This window comes from Actinomycetota bacterium (assembly GCA_016700055.1).
Classification (GTDB): Bacteria; Actinomycetota; Acidimicrobiia; order Acidimicrobiales; family Ilumatobacteraceae; genus Kalu-18.
The window spans coordinates 2,819,815-2,834,935 of sequence record CP064997.1 but is presented as its reverse complement, the minus strand read 5'-3'; the positions used below and the strand labels follow the sequence as shown (position 1 = coordinate 2,834,935).

At 71.2% G+C, this 15,121-nt stretch carries 16 protein-coding genes; 1 reads left to right on the top strand and 15 read right to left on the bottom strand.

Translation table 11 applies throughout. From position 1 onward, the window contains the following. Positions 1-8: 8 nt before the first annotated feature. Complete coding sequence (rpe, locus tag IPM43_13725) at positions 9-695, top strand: ribulose-phosphate 3-epimerase (protein QQS24451.1); 687 nt, start codon at positions 9-11, stop codon at positions 693-695. Positions 696-723: 28 nt separating this feature from the next. Here the strand turns inward: rpe and IPM43_13720 are convergent, their stop codons facing one another. From IPM43_13720 to smc, 15 genes are all read right to left on the bottom strand, one after another. Further along, entirely contained in the window at positions 724-1,455 is a 732-nt protein-coding gene (locus IPM43_13720) for a hypothetical protein (protein QQS24450.1), read from the bottom strand. A gap of 56 nt (positions 1,456-1,511) precedes the next feature. Further along, positions 1,512-2,288 carry an enoyl-CoA hydratase gene (locus tag IPM43_13715; protein ID QQS24449.1) on the bottom strand — a complete coding sequence of 259 codons (777 nt, stop codon included), beginning with the start codon at positions 2,286-2,288 and terminating at the stop codon, positions 1,512-1,514. Between the two features lie 150 nt (positions 2,289-2,438). After that, on the bottom strand, positions 2,439-2,795 hold the full coding sequence (locus IPM43_13710; GenBank protein ID QQS24448.1) for a YraN family protein: 357 nt from the start codon (positions 2,793-2,795) through the stop codon (positions 2,439-2,441). A 69-nt stretch (positions 2,796-2,864) separates the two neighbouring features. Beyond that, complete coding sequence (locus tag IPM43_13705; GenBank protein QQS24447.1) at positions 2,865-4,004, bottom strand: sterol desaturase family protein; 1,140 nt, start codon at positions 4,002-4,004, stop codon at positions 2,865-2,867. A gap of 13 nt (positions 4,005-4,017) precedes the next feature. Next, positions 4,018-4,629, bottom strand: coding sequence for a class I SAM-dependent methyltransferase (locus tag IPM43_13700; protein QQS24446.1), 612 nt, complete (start codon positions 4,627-4,629; stop codon positions 4,018-4,020). A gap of 48 nt (positions 4,630-4,677) precedes the next feature. Next, a complete protein-coding gene (locus tag IPM43_13695) occupies positions 4,678-4,977 on the bottom strand; it encodes a DUF2469 family protein (GenBank protein ID QQS24445.1) in 300 nt (99 codons plus the stop codon). Between the two features lie 30 nt (positions 4,978-5,007). Further along, on the bottom strand, positions 5,008-5,355 hold the full coding sequence (gene rplS, locus IPM43_13690; GenBank protein ID QQS24444.1) for a 50S ribosomal protein L19: 348 nt from the start codon (positions 5,353-5,355) through the stop codon (positions 5,008-5,010). A gap of 35 nt (positions 5,356-5,390) precedes the next feature. Then, positions 5,391-6,125, bottom strand: a complete 735-nt coding sequence (gene trmD / locus IPM43_13685) for a tRNA (guanosine(37)-N1)-methyltransferase TrmD (GenBank protein ID QQS24443.1) — start codon at positions 6,123-6,125, stop codon at positions 5,391-5,393. Between the two features lie 13 nt (positions 6,126-6,138). Next, on the bottom strand, positions 6,139-6,633 hold the full coding sequence (locus tag IPM43_13680) for a ribosome maturation factor RimM (protein QQS24442.1): 495 nt from the start codon (positions 6,631-6,633) through the stop codon (positions 6,139-6,141). 14 nt (positions 6,634-6,647) lie between these two features. After that, complete coding sequence (locus tag IPM43_13675) at positions 6,648-6,938, bottom strand: KH domain-containing protein (protein ID QQS26468.1); 291 nt, start codon at positions 6,936-6,938, stop codon at positions 6,648-6,650. Between the two features lie 31 nt (positions 6,939-6,969). Further along, positions 6,970-7,242, bottom strand: a complete 273-nt coding sequence (gene rpsP / locus IPM43_13670) for a 30S ribosomal protein S16 (protein QQS24441.1) — start codon at positions 7,240-7,242, stop codon at positions 6,970-6,972. A gap of 112 nt (positions 7,243-7,354) precedes the next feature. Beyond that, entirely contained in the window at positions 7,355-8,770 is a 1,416-nt protein-coding gene (gene ffh / locus IPM43_13665) for a signal recognition particle protein (protein QQS24440.1), read from the bottom strand. A 35-nt stretch (positions 8,771-8,805) separates the two neighbouring features. Further along, on the bottom strand, positions 8,806-10,413 hold the full coding sequence (locus tag IPM43_13660; protein ID QQS24439.1) for a hypothetical protein: 1,608 nt from the start codon (positions 10,411-10,413) through the stop codon (positions 8,806-8,808). A 64-nt stretch (positions 10,414-10,477) separates the two neighbouring features. Further along, positions 10,478-11,581, bottom strand: coding sequence for a signal recognition particle-docking protein FtsY (gene ftsY / locus IPM43_13655; protein QQS24438.1), 1,104 nt, complete (start codon positions 11,579-11,581; stop codon positions 10,478-10,480). Between the two features lie 45 nt (positions 11,582-11,626). After that, on the bottom strand, positions 11,627-15,106 hold the full coding sequence (gene smc / locus IPM43_13650) for a chromosome segregation protein SMC (protein QQS24437.1): 3,480 nt from the start codon (positions 15,104-15,106) through the stop codon (positions 11,627-11,629). Positions 15,107-15,121: the final 15 nt, after the last annotated feature.

The following is a 15,121-nucleotide window of genomic DNA, read 5'->3' as shown; positions in this document are numbered from 1 at the left end:
TTCGGGTCGTGTCGCTGCCGGTCCAGATCGCGCCTTCAGTTCTCACCGCCGACCTCGCCCGGCTGGGCGAGGAGATGGTCGCGCTCGAGGCGGCAGGGGTCGACCTCGTGCAGTGGGACGTGATGGACGGCCAGTTCGTGCCTAACCTCACGTTCGGCCCCGACGTCATCGCCGCCGCCCGCCGCCACACCACCGTGCCGTTCGAGGCGCACCTGATGGTGCTCACCCCCGACGTGCTCGCCGAGCGCTACGTCGAGGCCGGGTGCAGCCGGCTGATCGTGCACGCCGAGGCGTGCCCCCACCTGCACCGCACGCTCGGCAACGTCGCCTCGATGGGCGCCACGGCCGGCGTCGCGCTGAACCCGGCGACACCCGTCTCGGCCGTCGCCCACGTGCTCGACCTGGTCGATCTGGTGCTGGTGATGACCGTGAACCCCGGCTTCGGGGGCCAGTCCTACATCGCCGCGATGGAGCCGAAGATCCAAGAGCTGCGCGCGCTGCTCGACGCGAGGGGCCTCGCCGACACGGTCAACATCGAGGTCGACGGCGGCATCGGCCCCGCAACCATCGCCGGCGCTGCGGCGGCGGGTGCGAACGTGCTGATCGCCGGCACCGCGCTGTACCGCGACGAGCTGGGGCTGGCCCACGCGGTGGCCGACCTGCGCGCCCGCGCCGTTGCGGCCGCCGCCGGCTGAGACACCCGTGGCAGGGCCGAACGCCCCGTCAGCGTGGGCGCGGGGTGCGCGGTGCCGGGTGGGTCTGCACCAGCGGCTCACCTCGCCATAGGCGCGCCGTGCCCCTGCCGACGCCCAGCAACACACCGCGCAGCGCGGCCAGGACGACGAGCAGGCCGAGCACCCACGCGGCAGGAAGCAGCAGCGCCCCCAGCAGGCCGCGCCTGTCGTCGAGCATCGGGCTGAGCACACCGGAGTCGATCGTCGAACCGTCCAGACGCAGGGTGCGCATCGCGTCCTCGAACTCGGGGCAATCCTCTCCCGAGTCGTCGATGCCGACCACCTGGTCGCCGCCGAACATCGGCGCGGGCTCGCGTATGCGCGAGGCCAGTCGCCCGGTCGCGTCGTCGACACCGGCGCCCACCAGGTACTGATCACCGATCACGAGGTAGCGCACGTCCTCGCCGTAGTCGACGTCGACGAAGCCTTCCACCGCGAACTGCCCGAGTGACCCGGAGCGCACCTGCACGACCGCGAAGCGGGCGGTGCGGACGTCGGTGACATCGACCCGCCCGACGAACACGGCCTGCACCGGTTCCGGCGGAAAGCAGCCCGGCGGCAGCGTGCTCGACGTCGGCGGCGGAGACGTCGTCTCGGCGCCGCTGGTGTCGTCCTGGGCACCGGCACTCGTCGGCGAGATCGTCAACACGAGCGCGGCGGCGGCTACCAATCCGACCGCCGACACGGCCACGGCAGCGCTCCCGCGTGTTGGCAGTCGCATGACTGCGCCCACGCTAGCGAGCGCCCGCGCGGCCCGGCGGTCACCCGCGCGAGCTGCTAGCGGCCCTCGTAGGTGGGCTCCCGCTTGTCGACGAAGGAGGAGATCGCCTCGACGGTGTCCCTGGTGCCGAAGTTGACCGTCTGCGCCGCGCCTTCGTCTTCGAGCGCCTGCTCCAGGCTGAGGCTCATCGAGTTGTTGAGCATCCGTTTGTTCTGGGCGAGGGCGATCGGCGGCAAGGCGGCCAGCCGGCGGGCCCACGCGTCGACGAACTCGTCGAGCTCGGCGTCGGGAACCACCCGGTTGACGAGCCCGATCCGGTCGGCCTCGGCGGCGTCGATGATGTCGGCGAAGAAGGCGAGCTCCTTCGCGCGGTGCAGCCCCACGCGCCTTGGCAGGATCCAGCTCCCGCCGAAGTCGAGCGACAACCCGCGGCGGGTGAAGATCTCCGAGAACCGTGCCGTCTCGCCGGCGACCACCAGGTCGCAGCCGAGCGCCAGGTTGCAGCCGGCGCCGACGGCGACGCCGCGCACCTTCGCGATGGTGGGCTGGGGCAGGCGGGCGAGCGCCAAGGCCACCTCGGTGATCGCGCGCATCGAGCTGAGCTGGTGCGTGTGGCGCGCCTCGCCTCCCCTGTCCCACAGGTCGGCCCCGGAGCAGAACTCGCCACCCGCGCCGGTGATCACGACCACGCGATCCGTGCTGCTCGGCTGCACCTCACGCAACGTCGCGTACAGCTCGTCCCACATCAGAGCGCTGATCGCGTTCTTCTTCGCCGGGGCGTCGAGGGTGATGGTGACGATGCCGTCCGCACGAGCCACGTCGATTGTCTGCATGCCGGCCGACGATACTGACCGCCGTGGGTTTCAATCCGTACCAGAAGCACCGAACGAACGTCGCCGACTACTTGTTCGTGCTCGCCGCGCTGGTGGTCGTGGTGGCGCTCGTCGCCTGGGCGTTCCTCGGCTGAGGCGTCCGCCGCCTGCTCAGAACGCGTTCTCGAGCACCTCGAGGTGCACCCCGGTCATCGCCGCGACGTCGAAGCGCACCTCGACACCACGTCGCCCGCTCACCGCCAGCCAGACCGCGGCCACCCGCCGCAACCGGCGCTGCTTCGCGAAGCCGACGGCCAGCGAGGGGCTCTCGAACGCGCCGGTGGCTCGTGCCTTCACCTCGCAGAACACCACCAACGTGCCCTTGCCGGCCACGATGTCGAGCTCGCCGTGCTCACACCACCAGTTGCGATCGAGCACCTCGTAACCGCTCGCCCGGTACCAGCGGGCCACCTGCTCTTCCGCCCACGCGCCACGGGCGCGGTTCGCGTTCCCGGATCCGTCGGACATCCGCTTCACCCCTACGACCGTCGGGCCATCAGGGGGAAGCGTCGACATTGAACCGTCGCCGGCCCGCGATCACACCGTGGCGGGTTGGAGGGAGTCGCGGGCGTCGAGCCGGTCGAGCTCGTCGAGCTCGGCACGCCGGCTGATCGCCCAACCCGGGCTGCGCACCACGAACCCCACCCGATCGCGCCATGTCTTGCTGCGGGCCACGTCACGGGCGATGTCGCGGTACTCGTGGGTGCTGACGGTCCACAGGTTGTAGGTGCCGACGTTCTTGGTGAGCCCGTACACCACCGGGTCGGCGATCGGCATCTCGCGTTGGAACGTGCCGAACAGCTTGTCCCACACGATGAGGATGCCGGCATGGTTGCGGTCGATGTAGCGGCGGTTGCTGCCATGGTGCACGCGGTGGTGCGACGGGGTGTTGAGCACGGCCTCTGCCCGCCCGAGCGAACGGATCATGTCGGTGTGGATCCAGTACTGGTAGATCAGGTTGAGACCGTGCGAGACGCCGATGATGTTCGGCCGCACACCGAAGCGGGCCATCGCCCCGTACGGCACCCACACGCCGAACGCCCCGGCGACTGGTTGGCGCAGCGCGGTGGACAGGTTGTAGTGCTCGCTCGAGTGGTGCGGCACGTGGATCGCCCAGAGCGCACGCACCTCGTGCATCAGGCGGTGGTTCCAGTAGTAGCCGAGGTCCCACCCGACCATCGCGACGGACCAAGCCAGCGCCCCGTTGCCGAGGTCGCGCCGGTGACCGCCCTTGCGCCACATCCGCTTCGCACTCGTGGCGGTGGCGGCCGCGCCGCAGAGCGCTACGCCTCCGGCAGCCAGCGCGACCACCCCACCCACCTCGGCCACCTTCCGCGCGCGCTCGACGCGGCCGCGATCGGCCTCGGGCTCCACATCCGCGCGGCGAACGACGCGGTCGGCGATGGTGGCCGCCGTGGCCGCCGATGCGGCGACCCCGACGACTGCCCATCCGAGCGCACCGCGCTTCGCGCGTCGCGGTGCAGTCGCGGCGACGAGCGCGGCGGTGATCGGTGTGGTCAGGCTTAGCACACCCATGCCCAGGCTGGTGGCGGTGTCGGGGCCGGTGTAGTCGGCCGCGCTCGGCCCCAGCCGAGCGGCGCGGCGCTGCAGGGCCAGGCGCTCCCACGCCATCGAGGCGAAGTAGAGCGGCGTGACGGCGACGGCCAGGTCCACCATCTCAGTCTCGCTCCTAGAGGCGGGAGAAGCTCAGCAGAGCGACCACGAAGTCGGAGTCGCCGGTGAACGGGCGCATGTCCCACGTGGAGAACAGGTCGTCGGGCAACAGGTCGGCATCGGCGATGTCGCCGAGGAAGTCGTCCAGGTCGTAGCCCCTGGCAAGACCGAAGCCGACGGCGATGCGGCCCTGCTCCCGCAGGTGCAGCCCCAGCCGGCGCAACACCTCACCCCTGGTGCTCGGCGCGAGGAACGTCATCACGTTGCCCGCACAGACGATGGCGTCGAAGCCCTCGGTGATCCCCTGCTCGGGCAGGTCGAGCTCGGCCAGGTCGCCCACCAACCAGAGCGGGCCGGGATGGTCCTGCTCGGCCGCGGCGATCAGCCTCGGGTCGACGTCGACGCCGACCACGTCGTGACCCGCAGCGCCGAGGAAGCCCCCCACCCGCCCGGGGCCGCACCCGGCGTCGAGGATGCGCGCCCCGCGACCCACCAGCGCGTCGACGAAGCGGGCCTCGCCGGCCAAGTCGTCACCGTTGGCCGCCATCTGGCGGAACCGCTCGATGTACCAGGCCGAATGCTCTGGATTGGCGTCGGTGATCTCGACCCACCGGCTGCGTTCGACCACAACGTGCTCCTTCTACGAGGTTCGGCTTCGTCTACGGCGAAGACGCGCTCAGAGGTCGAGCTCGGGGTTCGCCAGTTCCTCGACGTTGACGTCTTTGAACGTGAGCACCCGCACCTTCGGCACGAAGCGCGCCTTGCGGTACATGTCCCACACCCAGGCATCAGTGAGCTCGACCTCGACGAGGGGCCGGGCACCGTCGCCACGCAGGTGCAGCTCGACCGAGTTGGCGAGATAGAAGCGGCGCTCGGTCTCGACCGCGTACCGGAACATGCCGGCGACGTCTTGGTACTCCTGGGCGAGTTGCAGCTCTCGTTCGGCCTCGAACTGCTCGAGATCGTCAGGTGTCACGGAGGCGCTGCTCAGGCCGGGGCGCGAGGCTCAGCTCTCGCGCTTTTCCTTGACGCGGGCGGCCTTACCGACGCGATCGCGCAGGTAGTACAGCTTGGCCCGGCGCACGTCGCCGCGCTTCACGACCTCGACCTTGGCCACGATCGGGCTGTGCTTGGGAAACGTTCGCTCGACCCCGACGCCGTAGCTGAGCTTGCGCACGGTGTAGGTCTCGGCTACGCCCGAGCCCTGGATGGCGATGACGTTGCCCTGGAAGATCTGGACCCGCTCCTTGCCGCTCTCGACCACCCGGACGTGGACCTTCAGCTCGTCACCAGGGCGGAAGTCGGGGATGTCCTCGCGAAGGTTCTGCAGGTCGACGATGTCGGTGGTCTTCATGGGGGCTCGGTCCTGTTGGGCGGCGAGTGGAACGCTCAAGGATAGGTGAGCGGAGGTACCTCTTCCAACAGCCGCCGCTCGGCGTCGCTCAGCCCTCCGCGCCGCTCGATCAGGTCTGGCCGGTAGCGCAGCGTGCGATGCAACGCCTGGGCGCGGCGCCACCGCTCGATGCGAGCGTGGTCACCGCTGCGCAGCACTTCGGGCACCGACCACCCCTTGAAATCGGCGGGGCGGGTGAAGTGGGGCTCCTCCAGGAGACCCGTGGCGCCGAAGCTCTCCGCGACCGGGCTCGCCGCGTTGCCCATCGCCCCCGGCAGCAGGCGGGTGACCGCTTCGATCACCAGGCACGCCGCCACCTCTCCCCCGGCCAACACGACGTCGCCGACCGACAGCTCGCCGTCGACCAGGTGCTCCCGTACCCGGTGGTCGACGCCTTCGTAGCGCCCGCACAGCAAGCTGAACCCGGCGAGCGAGGCGAGCTCGTGCGCGAGGTCCTGATCGAACCGGCGTCCGCCGGGGCCGAGCAGGTAGAGCGGGCGCGGCGGCGCCGCGGCCTCGACCGACGCGAACACCGGATCGGGGCGCAGCACCATGCCCGCGCCGCCGCCGAAGGGAGCGTCGTCGACGCTGCGGTGCACGTCGGTGGTGTGCTCACGCAGGTCGTGGCAGCACAGCTCGACCAGCCCGGTCTCGCGCGCCCGGCCGAGCAGGCTCTGCGCGCAGAAGCCGTCGACGAGGTCGGGGAAGATCGTGAACACGTCGATCCGCATGGGAGCGCCCAGGCTACGTGGGCTCGCCCTCGGCCAGGTCGAACAGCCCTGGCGGGGGGTCGATCTCGACGACCCCGTCGTCGAACGACACGACGAAGGTGACCGGCACGAGCGCCCCGGAGTCGAGCTCGAGCAGTTCGTGAGCAGGGTTGGCGACGACGCTCACGCACCGGCCCCGGTCGGCGCCGCCGACCTCCACCACCCGGGCACCGATCAGCTCGTGGACCCACAAGACGTCGTCGTCGAGGACGGGCTCGGCGTAGGCCAACCGGTTCACCAGGCGCTCGGCACCGGCCCGGTCGTCGACACCGTCGACATGAACGAGGAAGCGCCCCGGCACGGGGCGCGAGGCGGTGATCGTCAGCCACTCCCCCGCCCACAGGCGCGCACCGGGTTCGGCGCGCTCGACGCGATCGGTGGACAGGTCGAGATAGAGCTCGCCGCGCACACCGTGCGCCCGCCCGATGCGGCCCACCTCGAGCAGTCCCGGGGGGACCTGGGCCGCCATTCTGGCTGGGTGGTTCAGTCGACGAAGTCGACGTCGACGTCGACAGCGTCCTTCGCCGCGGCTGCACGCACCACGGAGCGGATGCTCTGCGCGGTACGGCCCCGGCGTCCGATGACCCTGCCGAGGTCGCCAGGGCCGACGCTCACTTCGAGCTTGGTGCGGTTGCGGCCGGCCACGACGTCGACGTGGACGTCGTCGGGGGCGTCGACGATGGAACGCACGATGTGGGTGAGCACGGCCACTGCCGTCGGAGCGACGACGTCGTCACGCCGGTTGCCCTCTTCGACCTCGTCGAACTCGGTCATGTCGTCGGTCATGTCGTCCACGGGCGAGGCGTCACTTGGCCGCGCGGGCGGCGGTGAACTCGTCCCAGGCGCCGGAGACCTCGAGCAGCTTGCGCACGCGGTCGGTCGGCTGGGCGCCCTGGAGCAACCACTTGACGGCCTTGTCGTTCTGGATCGTGACCACCGACGGCTCGCTGCGCGGATTGTACTGACCGACGATCTCGATGAACCGGCCGTCTCGGGGCGAGCGTGAGTCGGTCGCCACGATGCGGTACTGCGGCTGCTTGGTCTTGCCCACTCGGGTGAGGCGCAGCTTCACTGCCATCTCGTTCAGGGCTCCTCGGGTGCTCGGGAAACCTCGCAAGGTTAGCGGTCGGGCACCTCGCCCCCAACGTGGCCCGGTGCCTGCGAAGCCGGACGCGGTGTACGCCGGCGGCTCAGCGCACGTCGGGGAAGTTGCCGGCGGTCCCGGGCATTCCCGGCAATCCCGCCATCCCGGGCATCCCCGGCATACCCGGCATCGAGGGCAGCGACATCTTGCGCCTGCCCTTCTTGCCCTTGGCGCCCTTCGGGCTCATTCCCATGCGCTTCATCATCCGCTGCATCTCGGAGAACTGCTTCACCAGCCGGTTGACGTCAGCGGTGGTGGTGCCGCTGCCGTTCGCGATGCGCAACCGGCGCCCGCCGTTGATCACCTCGGGCCGGCGGCGCTCCTCTGGCGTCATCGAGCGGATGATCGCCTCGATCGGCTTCAGCTGGTCGTCGCCGATCTGGGCGCCCTTCAGCTCCTTCGGCACGCCCGGCAGCATCCCGAGCACGTTGCCGAGCGGACCCATCTTCTTCAGGCTCTGCATCTGCTCCATGAAGTCGTCGAGGGTGAACTCACCCTCGAGCAGGCGGATCGCGGCCTCTTCGGCGCTTTCCTGCTCGAACGCCTGCTCGGCCTGCTCGATCAGGGTGAGCACGTCGCCCATGCCGAGGATGCGCCCCGCCATGCGGTCGGGGTGGAACTGCTCGAACGCGTCGAGCTTCTCTCCCGTCGAAGCGAACGCGATCGGACGCCCGATGACCTCCTTCACCGACAGCGCTGCGCCGCCGCGGGCGTCGCCGTCGAGCTTGGACATGATGACGCCGTCGATCTCGAGGGTCTCGTGGAACGCCTCGGCCACCCCGACGGCATCCTGGCCGGTCATCGCGTCGACGACGAGGAACGTGTAGTTCGGCTGCACCGCCAGCGACACCTGGCGCACCTGCTCCATCATCTCGACGTCGATGGCGAGGCGCCCGGCGGTGTCGACGATCAGCACGTCCTTGCCGAGCCGGCGTGCCTCGGCCAGGCCGCGGTTGGCGGTCTGCACCGGATCTCCGGGCTCGGAGAAGACCGGCACGTCGATCTGGCGGCCGAGGGTGCGCAGCTGCTCGACGGCTGCGGGGCGCTGCAGGTCGGCACCGACGAGCAGTGGCTGGCGGCCCTGCGCCTTGAACCAGCGGGCGAGCTTGGCCGCGCTGGTGGTCTTGCCGGACCCCTGCAGACCGGCCATCAGCACCACCGTCGGAGGCTTCGACGCGTACGCGATGCGCAGCGTCTCGCCGCCCAATATGTTGGTCAGCTCGGCATTGACCGCCTTCACCACCTGCTGGCCGGGGTCGAGCGCCTGGGACAGCTCGAGCCCGATGGTGGCCTCGCGGATGCGGGCGACCACGTTGCGCACGACGCCGACGTTGACGTCGGCCTCGAGCAGGGCGGTGCGGATCTCGCGCAGCACCTCGTCGACGTCGTCGTCGGTGAGGCGGCCCTTGCCGCGCAGGCGCTTGAAGATGCCCTCGAACCGGTTGGACAGTGTGTCGAACATGGTGAGGGCCCGAGCCTACCGGCCCGCGGTGGTGCTCAGCCGATGGTGGCGGAGGTGACGAGACCCGCCGCGACGACGAGGTTCACCCGGTCTTCGCGGTAGTCCATCGTGGCCGGGAAGACCTCGCCGTCACGCTCGACCACGCGGGCGACGAAGCCGCTCGTCTCGATCACCTTGACCGCCTCTTCCTCGGCGAGCCCGACGAGGTCGGCGACGTCGAGCGCCGTGGCCGCGTCGCTGCCGGGAGTGCCGGTCTCGACGGGCGCAGTGTCGACCGGTGCCACGGTCTCCGATACTGCCGTGTCGGGGGGAGCTGTATCGGGCAGCGGGACCGTGTCCACGGGGACCGTGTCGACCGGGACGGGCTCGACCGGCACCAGGAACTCGGCGGGTACGGCGCTGACCGAGTACCGGCCGCCGTCGGCGTCGAGGAAGCTGTAGCCGGGCAACAGGTGGATCGGACCGTCGACGGACCACACCATGACGAGCTCCTCCTCGACCCCGACGATGTCGACGACCATCGGTTCGATCGGCTCGATCGGCTCGATGCCGACCGTGGGGTCGACCATGGGGTCGACTGCGGGGTCGACCAGGGCCATCGTGTCGGGGACGACGTCGTCGCTTCCTGCCTCGACGCTTCCGCCCTCGACGCTCTTCACGGCCGCGCCCGAGTAGGCCGCCCAGCCGGCGAAGACGGGGTCGTTGCCGAGCTGCAGGCGCTCGAGGCCGGCGGCGGTGCCGATGCGCGGATAGTCCGCATCGCGCTGGGGATCGGCGAGATAGCCGCCGGCGTACATCAGCTCGCCGTTCTCCCCGTAGCTCGCGGTGATCGACAGCGGGGAGCGAACACCGTCGAGCAGGCGGTAAGCCGTCGGGCTCGCGCTCCACTCGTCGGCCCAGGTCTCGAACACGTATTCGCCGGGATCCTCACCGAGGCTGGCCATCAGCTCGCCCAGCTTCGCCTCGGCCTCGTCTGCGGTGGGAACGCCGACAGGAGGCTCCATCTCGGGACACTCGACCGCAGGCATGTCGACGGCCGGTTCGGCGGTGTCCGAGGTGGCGACGGTGTCCGAGGTGACGGCGGCGTCCGAGGTGCCGGCGGCGTCCCCGCCCTCGCTGCTCTCGGCCACGGCACACCCCACCGCCGCGGTGTCCTGCCACGCGGGCGAGTACCACCAGTAAGCCGTCGAGTCACCGGAAACTCCCAGGGAGGGCCCGGAGCCGTCGTCGGGGCCGACGATCCATCCCCCGCCCCAGTCGGCGGGCTGCTCACGGGGCTCCCCGGTGACAGCGAAGACCGCGGCGAGCTCACGCACCTGGTCGGCGGTCACCGTGACGTCGGGCAGCGTCCACGAGGCGGCCTCCGTGTCGAATGCCGGCAACTCGGCGGCGAGGCGGTATTCGATGTACGCGAGCATCGTCATCGCGTCGGCCATCATCTTGCCGTCGGCTGTCGCCACGTCTGCCGGGGCGCCACCGCCCCCGACGGACTCGGCCGACGCCGCGGCGCCTCCTCCGGACGGGGCCGCGGCGACCTGGATGACCGGTGGCCCACCGGCGTCGGAGCCGTCGCCGCCGCAGGCGGAGAGCACGAGGGCGAACGTCGCGGACAGGGCGAGGAACGTGCGGCGAGATGGCGTCATGTGCTTACGACGTAGTCGGCGGTGATCTGGTTCCCGGGTCGTTCCGCTAGATGAGCGGGGGGTCTCAATCGCCGAACAGCGCGGCGACGAACTCGTCGGGATCGAACGGCACCAGGTCGCCGAGCGTCTCGCCGAGTCCGACGAGCTTCACCGGGATCCCGAGCTCGGTCTCGATGGCGAACACGATGCCGCCCTTGGCCGAACCGTCGAGCTTGGTGAGCACGACGCCGGTCACCTCGGTGGCCTCGCGGAACTCGCGGGCCTGGGCGAGGCCGTTCTGGCCGGTGGTCGCGTCGATCACGAGGAGCACCTCGGTGACCCGGCCCGGCTCACGGCCCGCCACGCGGCGCACCTTGCGCAGCTCTTCCATCAGGTTGCTCTTGTTCTGCAGCCTGCCAGCGGTGTCGGCGAGCACCAGGTCGTAGCCACGCGCCGCCGCGCGCTGGATGCCGTCGAAGATGACCGAGCTGGGGTCGCCGCCCTCGGCGCCGCGCACGAGCTCGGCACCGGAACGCTGCGCCCAGACGTCGAGCTGCTCGGCGGCCGCGGCGCGGAAGGTGTCGCCGGCGGCCATCAGCACGCGCCTGCCCTCCGCCGCCTGCTGGGCACCGACCTTGCCGATCGTCGTCGTCTTGCCGACCCCGTTCACGCCGACGAACAGCCACACGTTCGGCGAGCCCTCTGGGCCGGGCTCGAAGAGCAGCGACCGGTCGGCGCCGGCGAGCCGCGCGGACATATCTGCCTGCAGTGCGTCGAGGAGCTGGTCGGGCTCGGAGATCTCCTTCGACTGCACCCGCGAACGCAGGTCGTCGAGCAGGTCGTCGGTGACCTTCACACCCACGTCCGCGCGCAGCAGGGCCTCTTCCAGGTCGTCCCACGAGTGCGGGGTGATGCCGGAGCGGCTGCGTACGCCGACGAAGGCGGACGTGAGGGTGGCGCGCGCACGCGCCATGCGGTCGCGGAAGCTGGGAGCCTCCGCCTCGACGACGATCGTCGAGCCGGGTGCAGCCTGCTCGTCCTCGACGGGCTGCGGGGGTGGCACCGGCGGGCGCCGCGTGGGGGCAGGGGCTGGCGAGGCGGACGGTCGGGCGCGGTGGCGGCCGACGAGCAGCACGCCGATGCCGAACACCACGACGAACGCGATGAGGACGAGGTAGATCCACAACATGGCGCCGGCCACGCTAGCCCTGGACCGGCGCCGCCCACCTGCTGCTCAGGTGCCGGCCGACACCCGCTCGGTGACCACCTTCGACGAGCCGCCGGGCTGCATCGTCACCCCGAGCAGGCAGTCGGCGGCCTCCATCGTGCGCTTCTGGTGGCTGACGATGAGCAGCTGCGCCTCCTGGCAGAACTCGGCGACGAGTCCGAGGAAGCGGTGCAGGTTCACGTCGTCGAGCGCGGCTTCGACCTCGTCCATGACGTAGAACGGCGACGGCCGGCTGCGGAACACGGCGAACAAGAAGGCGAGCGCGGTGAGGCTGCGCTCGCCACCGGAGAGCAGCGACAGCTTCTTCACGTTCTTGCCGCCCGGCTTGGCCTCCACCTCGATGCCGGTGTTCAACAGGTCGTCGGGGTCGGTCAGCATCAGCCGGCCGCTGCCACCGGGGAACAGCGTCGTGAACAGATCGGTGAAGTTCGCGCTGACGTCGGCGAAGGCGGCGGCGAAAACCGACTGGATCTCGTGATCGACGGCCCTGATCACCCGCAGCAGCTCGCGCCGCGTGGTCCGCACGTCTTCGAGCTGCTCCTCGAGGAAGCGGTGCCTTTCCTGCAGCTCGTTCCACTCCTCGAGGGCGAGCGGGTTGATCGGGCCGAGCAGGCGCAGCTCACGCTCCAGCTCCCGAACGCGCTGGGGCGCGGTCGCGCCCTCCGGCAGGGTCGGCAACTCGGCAGCCATCGCCACGTCGGGCTCGGTGTCGAGGTCGCGGCGCAGCGTCTCGACGGCGGCTTCGAGCCGCATTCGCACCTCGGCCTCGTCGATCTCCACCCGGCGGACTCGCTCGCGCACCTCGTCGAGGCTCGTCTCGGCTGCGGCGCGTTCGCGGCGGAGCTGGTCGAGGCGCGCAGACACCGCCCTCACCTCGTCGCTCAGTCGCCGACGCCGCTCGTGCAGCGCGGCCAGCCGGTGCTCGATCAGGTGCCTGTCGGCGTCGACGAGCGCACCCAGGCGGTCGACGGCCCGCACCGACCGCTCGATCAGCTCCCGCTGCCCGGCCGCCCTGGCCCTGGCCTCGGCGTCGGCGGCGAGGCGGCGCTCGGTCTCGGCCAGGCGCTGTTCGAGCAGCTGGCTGCGCTCGTGCAGCCCGGCGCGATGGACGTCGAGGTCCTTGCGACGCCCGGCAAGCACCGCGGCGCGGGTCTCCAGTTCCGAACGCAGCTCGGTGCGCGCTCTGACCGCCGCCGACTCGGCAGCTTCGTCGGCCTCGAGCGAGGGCACGAGGAGCTCGAGCTCGGCGATGCGTGCGCGCTCACGCTCGAGGCGGTCGTCGAGGTCGGTCAGCGAGCGCTCGGCGACCTCGACCTCGGTGGTGAGCTCGCGTCGATCGCCTTGGACGCGCGCGAGCGACTCCGACGCAGCGGTGAACCGGGCGTCGTTCGCGTCGAGCTTGCGGTGCAGGTCGTCGGCGGCGCCGGTCGCGGAGTGCACCCTGGCACTCGCCTCGGCGACCTCGGCGCTGCACGCCTCGAGCGCCTCGGTAGCGACGAGCACCTGCTCGTCGGCCTCCTCGAGCGCTGCCGCGGTGGCGCCTCCGGAGGCAGCGGCCAGGCGCCAGCCAGCGGCTCCGAACCGGTCTCCCTCAGTGGTGACGACGACCGTGTGGGGGTGCGCGAGCGCCACGTCCAGCGCTTCTCGCCAGCCGGCCACGCGCACGGCACCGTCGAGCAGCACGTCGAGCAGCCCTTCGACCCTCGCGTCGCGCGCCGAGACCCGTTTGCGGACCGCATCCCCGGCCGGCTGGACGCCCTGATGGCGCGGAGCGACCGCGGTCGCCCCGAGCGACAGCACCGCACCGGCCGCGTCGGCCGAGCGCAGGTGCTCGAGCGCCCGGCGCGCCGCCGCGGCGTCACGCACCACCACGCCGAGCAGCGCCTCGCCAAGGGCTGCTTCGACCGCGGCTTCCCAGCCCTCGTCGATGACGACGAGCTCCATCAGCGTGCCGACGACGCCGTCGACACCGGCGAGATGCTCTGCACCTGCACGGGAGCGCGCGCTGTCGAGCGCCATCTGTAGTGCCTCGGAACGGGCCTGCCAGCGCGCGAGCGTGGCCGCGCAGCTCCGCTGACTCGCCGTGGCCCCGTCGAGCTCGGCCTCGGCCTCGAGCCGGCGCGCCTCTGCCTCTTCCACCTCGGCCACGAGGGGTGCTTCGACGGTCTCGGCCGCGCCGCAGTCCGCCCGCAACCGCTCGACCTGGTCACCGAGGCGGCCGAGGCGATCACGCAGCTGATCGACGCGGTGCCGGGCGCGCTCGCGCTCGGACTCGGCGCGCCCGAGCGAGCCGAGCAGCGACCTCAACTCGCCGCGCACCTCGGCAGCAGCACTCGCCGCCATCGCCGGCTCACCGCCGGCGTCGAGCGCCTCCAGCGCCAGCCTGCGCTCGGCGCCGAACGCGGCCTCCTCGGCCGCCAGCTCGTCGGCGCGTGGCGCGAGGGTGCCGAGCTCGGCAGACACGAGCGCCAGCTCGTCCTGCACGCGGGCGGCGTCGTGCTCCAGGTTCGCGACCACTCCGGCGTCCATCAGCTGGCCGCGGTCGCGCTCCATCGAGCGCCGACGCTCGACGAGCACGGCGGCGAGGCCGCGCGTGCGCTCACGGAGCTGCTCCACCCGCACCAGCTCGTCACCGATGTCGAAGTCGCCCCGCGCGGTGAGCTCTGCCTCGGCGCCGATCACCTCGGTGTCGAGCCGGGTGAGCATCTGGCGCAGATCCCGCTCCTGCACCGTGGCCGCCTCGCGATCGCGCCCGAGCACCTCGAGCCGCCGGCGGTGGCCGGCGATCTCCCGTCCGGCGAGAAACAACCGCAGCGCGGAGAGCTCGGCGACGAGGTCGTCGTGGCGGCGGGCGGCCTCGGCCTGGCGTTCCAGCGGGCGGAGCTGCCGGCGGACCTCACGCAACAGGTCCTGTACACGCAGCAGGCTCGCCTCGGTGGCCTCCAGCCGGCGTTCGGCCTTCTCCTTGCGCTTGCGGAACTTCAGCACCCCGGCCGCCTCTTCGATGACCGAGCGCCGCTCCTCGGGCCTCGCGTTGAGCACCGCGTCGATCTGGCCCTGGCTCACGATCACGTGCTGCTGGCGCCCCACTCCGGCGTCGGAGAGCAGCTCTTGGACGTCGAGCAGGCGGCACCCCACGCCGTTGATCGCGTACTCGCTCTCACCGGTGCGGAACAGCGTGCGTTTCACGCTGACCTCGGAGAACTCGAGCGGCAGCAGGCCCGCGGAGTTGTCGAGCGTCAAGGTGACCTCGGCCCTGCCGAGCGCTGCCCGCTTCGCCGTCCCCGCGAAGATGACGTCGTCCATCTTCTGGCTGCGCACCGAGCTGGGAGCCTGTGCGCCGAGCACCCACGCGATGGCGTCGACGACGTTCGACTTACCCGAGCCGTTCGGGCCGACGACGACGGTGACACCCGGCTCGAGATCCAAGACGGTGGTGTCGGCGAACGACTTGAAGCCTTTGAGGGTGAGCGTCTTCAAGAACACGGCAACCGGCGACGA

Bases quoted from the DNA above. Each gene is read 5' to 3' on its own strand.
- IPM43_13720 (QQS24450.1), bottom strand. From the start codon at position 1,455: ATGCGACTGCCAACACGCGGGAGCGCTGCCGTGGCCGTGTCGGCGGTC.
- IPM43_13715 (QQS24449.1), bottom strand. From the start codon at position 2,288: ATGCAGACAATCGACGTGGCTCGTGCGGACGGCATCGTCACCATCACC.
- IPM43_13710 (QQS24448.1), bottom strand. From the start codon at position 2,795: ATGTCCGACGGATCCGGGAACGCGAACCGCGCCCGTGGCGCGTGGGCG.
- IPM43_13705 (QQS24447.1), bottom strand. From the start codon at position 4,004: ATGGTGGACCTGGCCGTCGCCGTCACGCCGCTCTACTTCGCCTCGATG.
- rplS (QQS24444.1), bottom strand. From the start codon at position 5,355: ATGAAGACCACCGACATCGTCGACCTGCAGAACCTTCGCGAGGACATC.
- trmD (QQS24443.1), bottom strand. From the start codon at position 6,125: ATGCGGATCGACGTGTTCACGATCTTCCCCGACCTCGTCGACGGCTTC.
- IPM43_13680 (QQS24442.1), bottom strand. From the start codon at position 6,633: ATGGCGGCCCAGGTCCCCCCGGGACTGCTCGAGGTGGGCCGCATCGGG.
- IPM43_13675 (QQS26468.1), bottom strand. From the start codon at position 6,938: ATGACCGAGTTCGACGAGGTCGAAGAGGGCAACCGGCGTGACGACGTC.
- rpsP (QQS24441.1), bottom strand. From the start codon at position 7,242: ATGGCAGTGAAGCTGCGCCTCACCCGAGTGGGCAAGACCAAGCAGCCG.
- ffh (QQS24440.1), bottom strand. From the start codon at position 8,770: ATGTTCGACACACTGTCCAACCGGTTCGAGGGCATCTTCAAGCGCCTG.
- IPM43_13660 (QQS24439.1), bottom strand. From the start codon at position 10,413: ATGACGCCATCTCGCCGCACGTTCCTCGCCCTGTCCGCGACGTTCGCC.
- ftsY (QQS24438.1), bottom strand. From the start codon at position 11,581: ATGTTGTGGATCTACCTCGTCCTCATCGCGTTCGTCGTGGTGTTCGGC.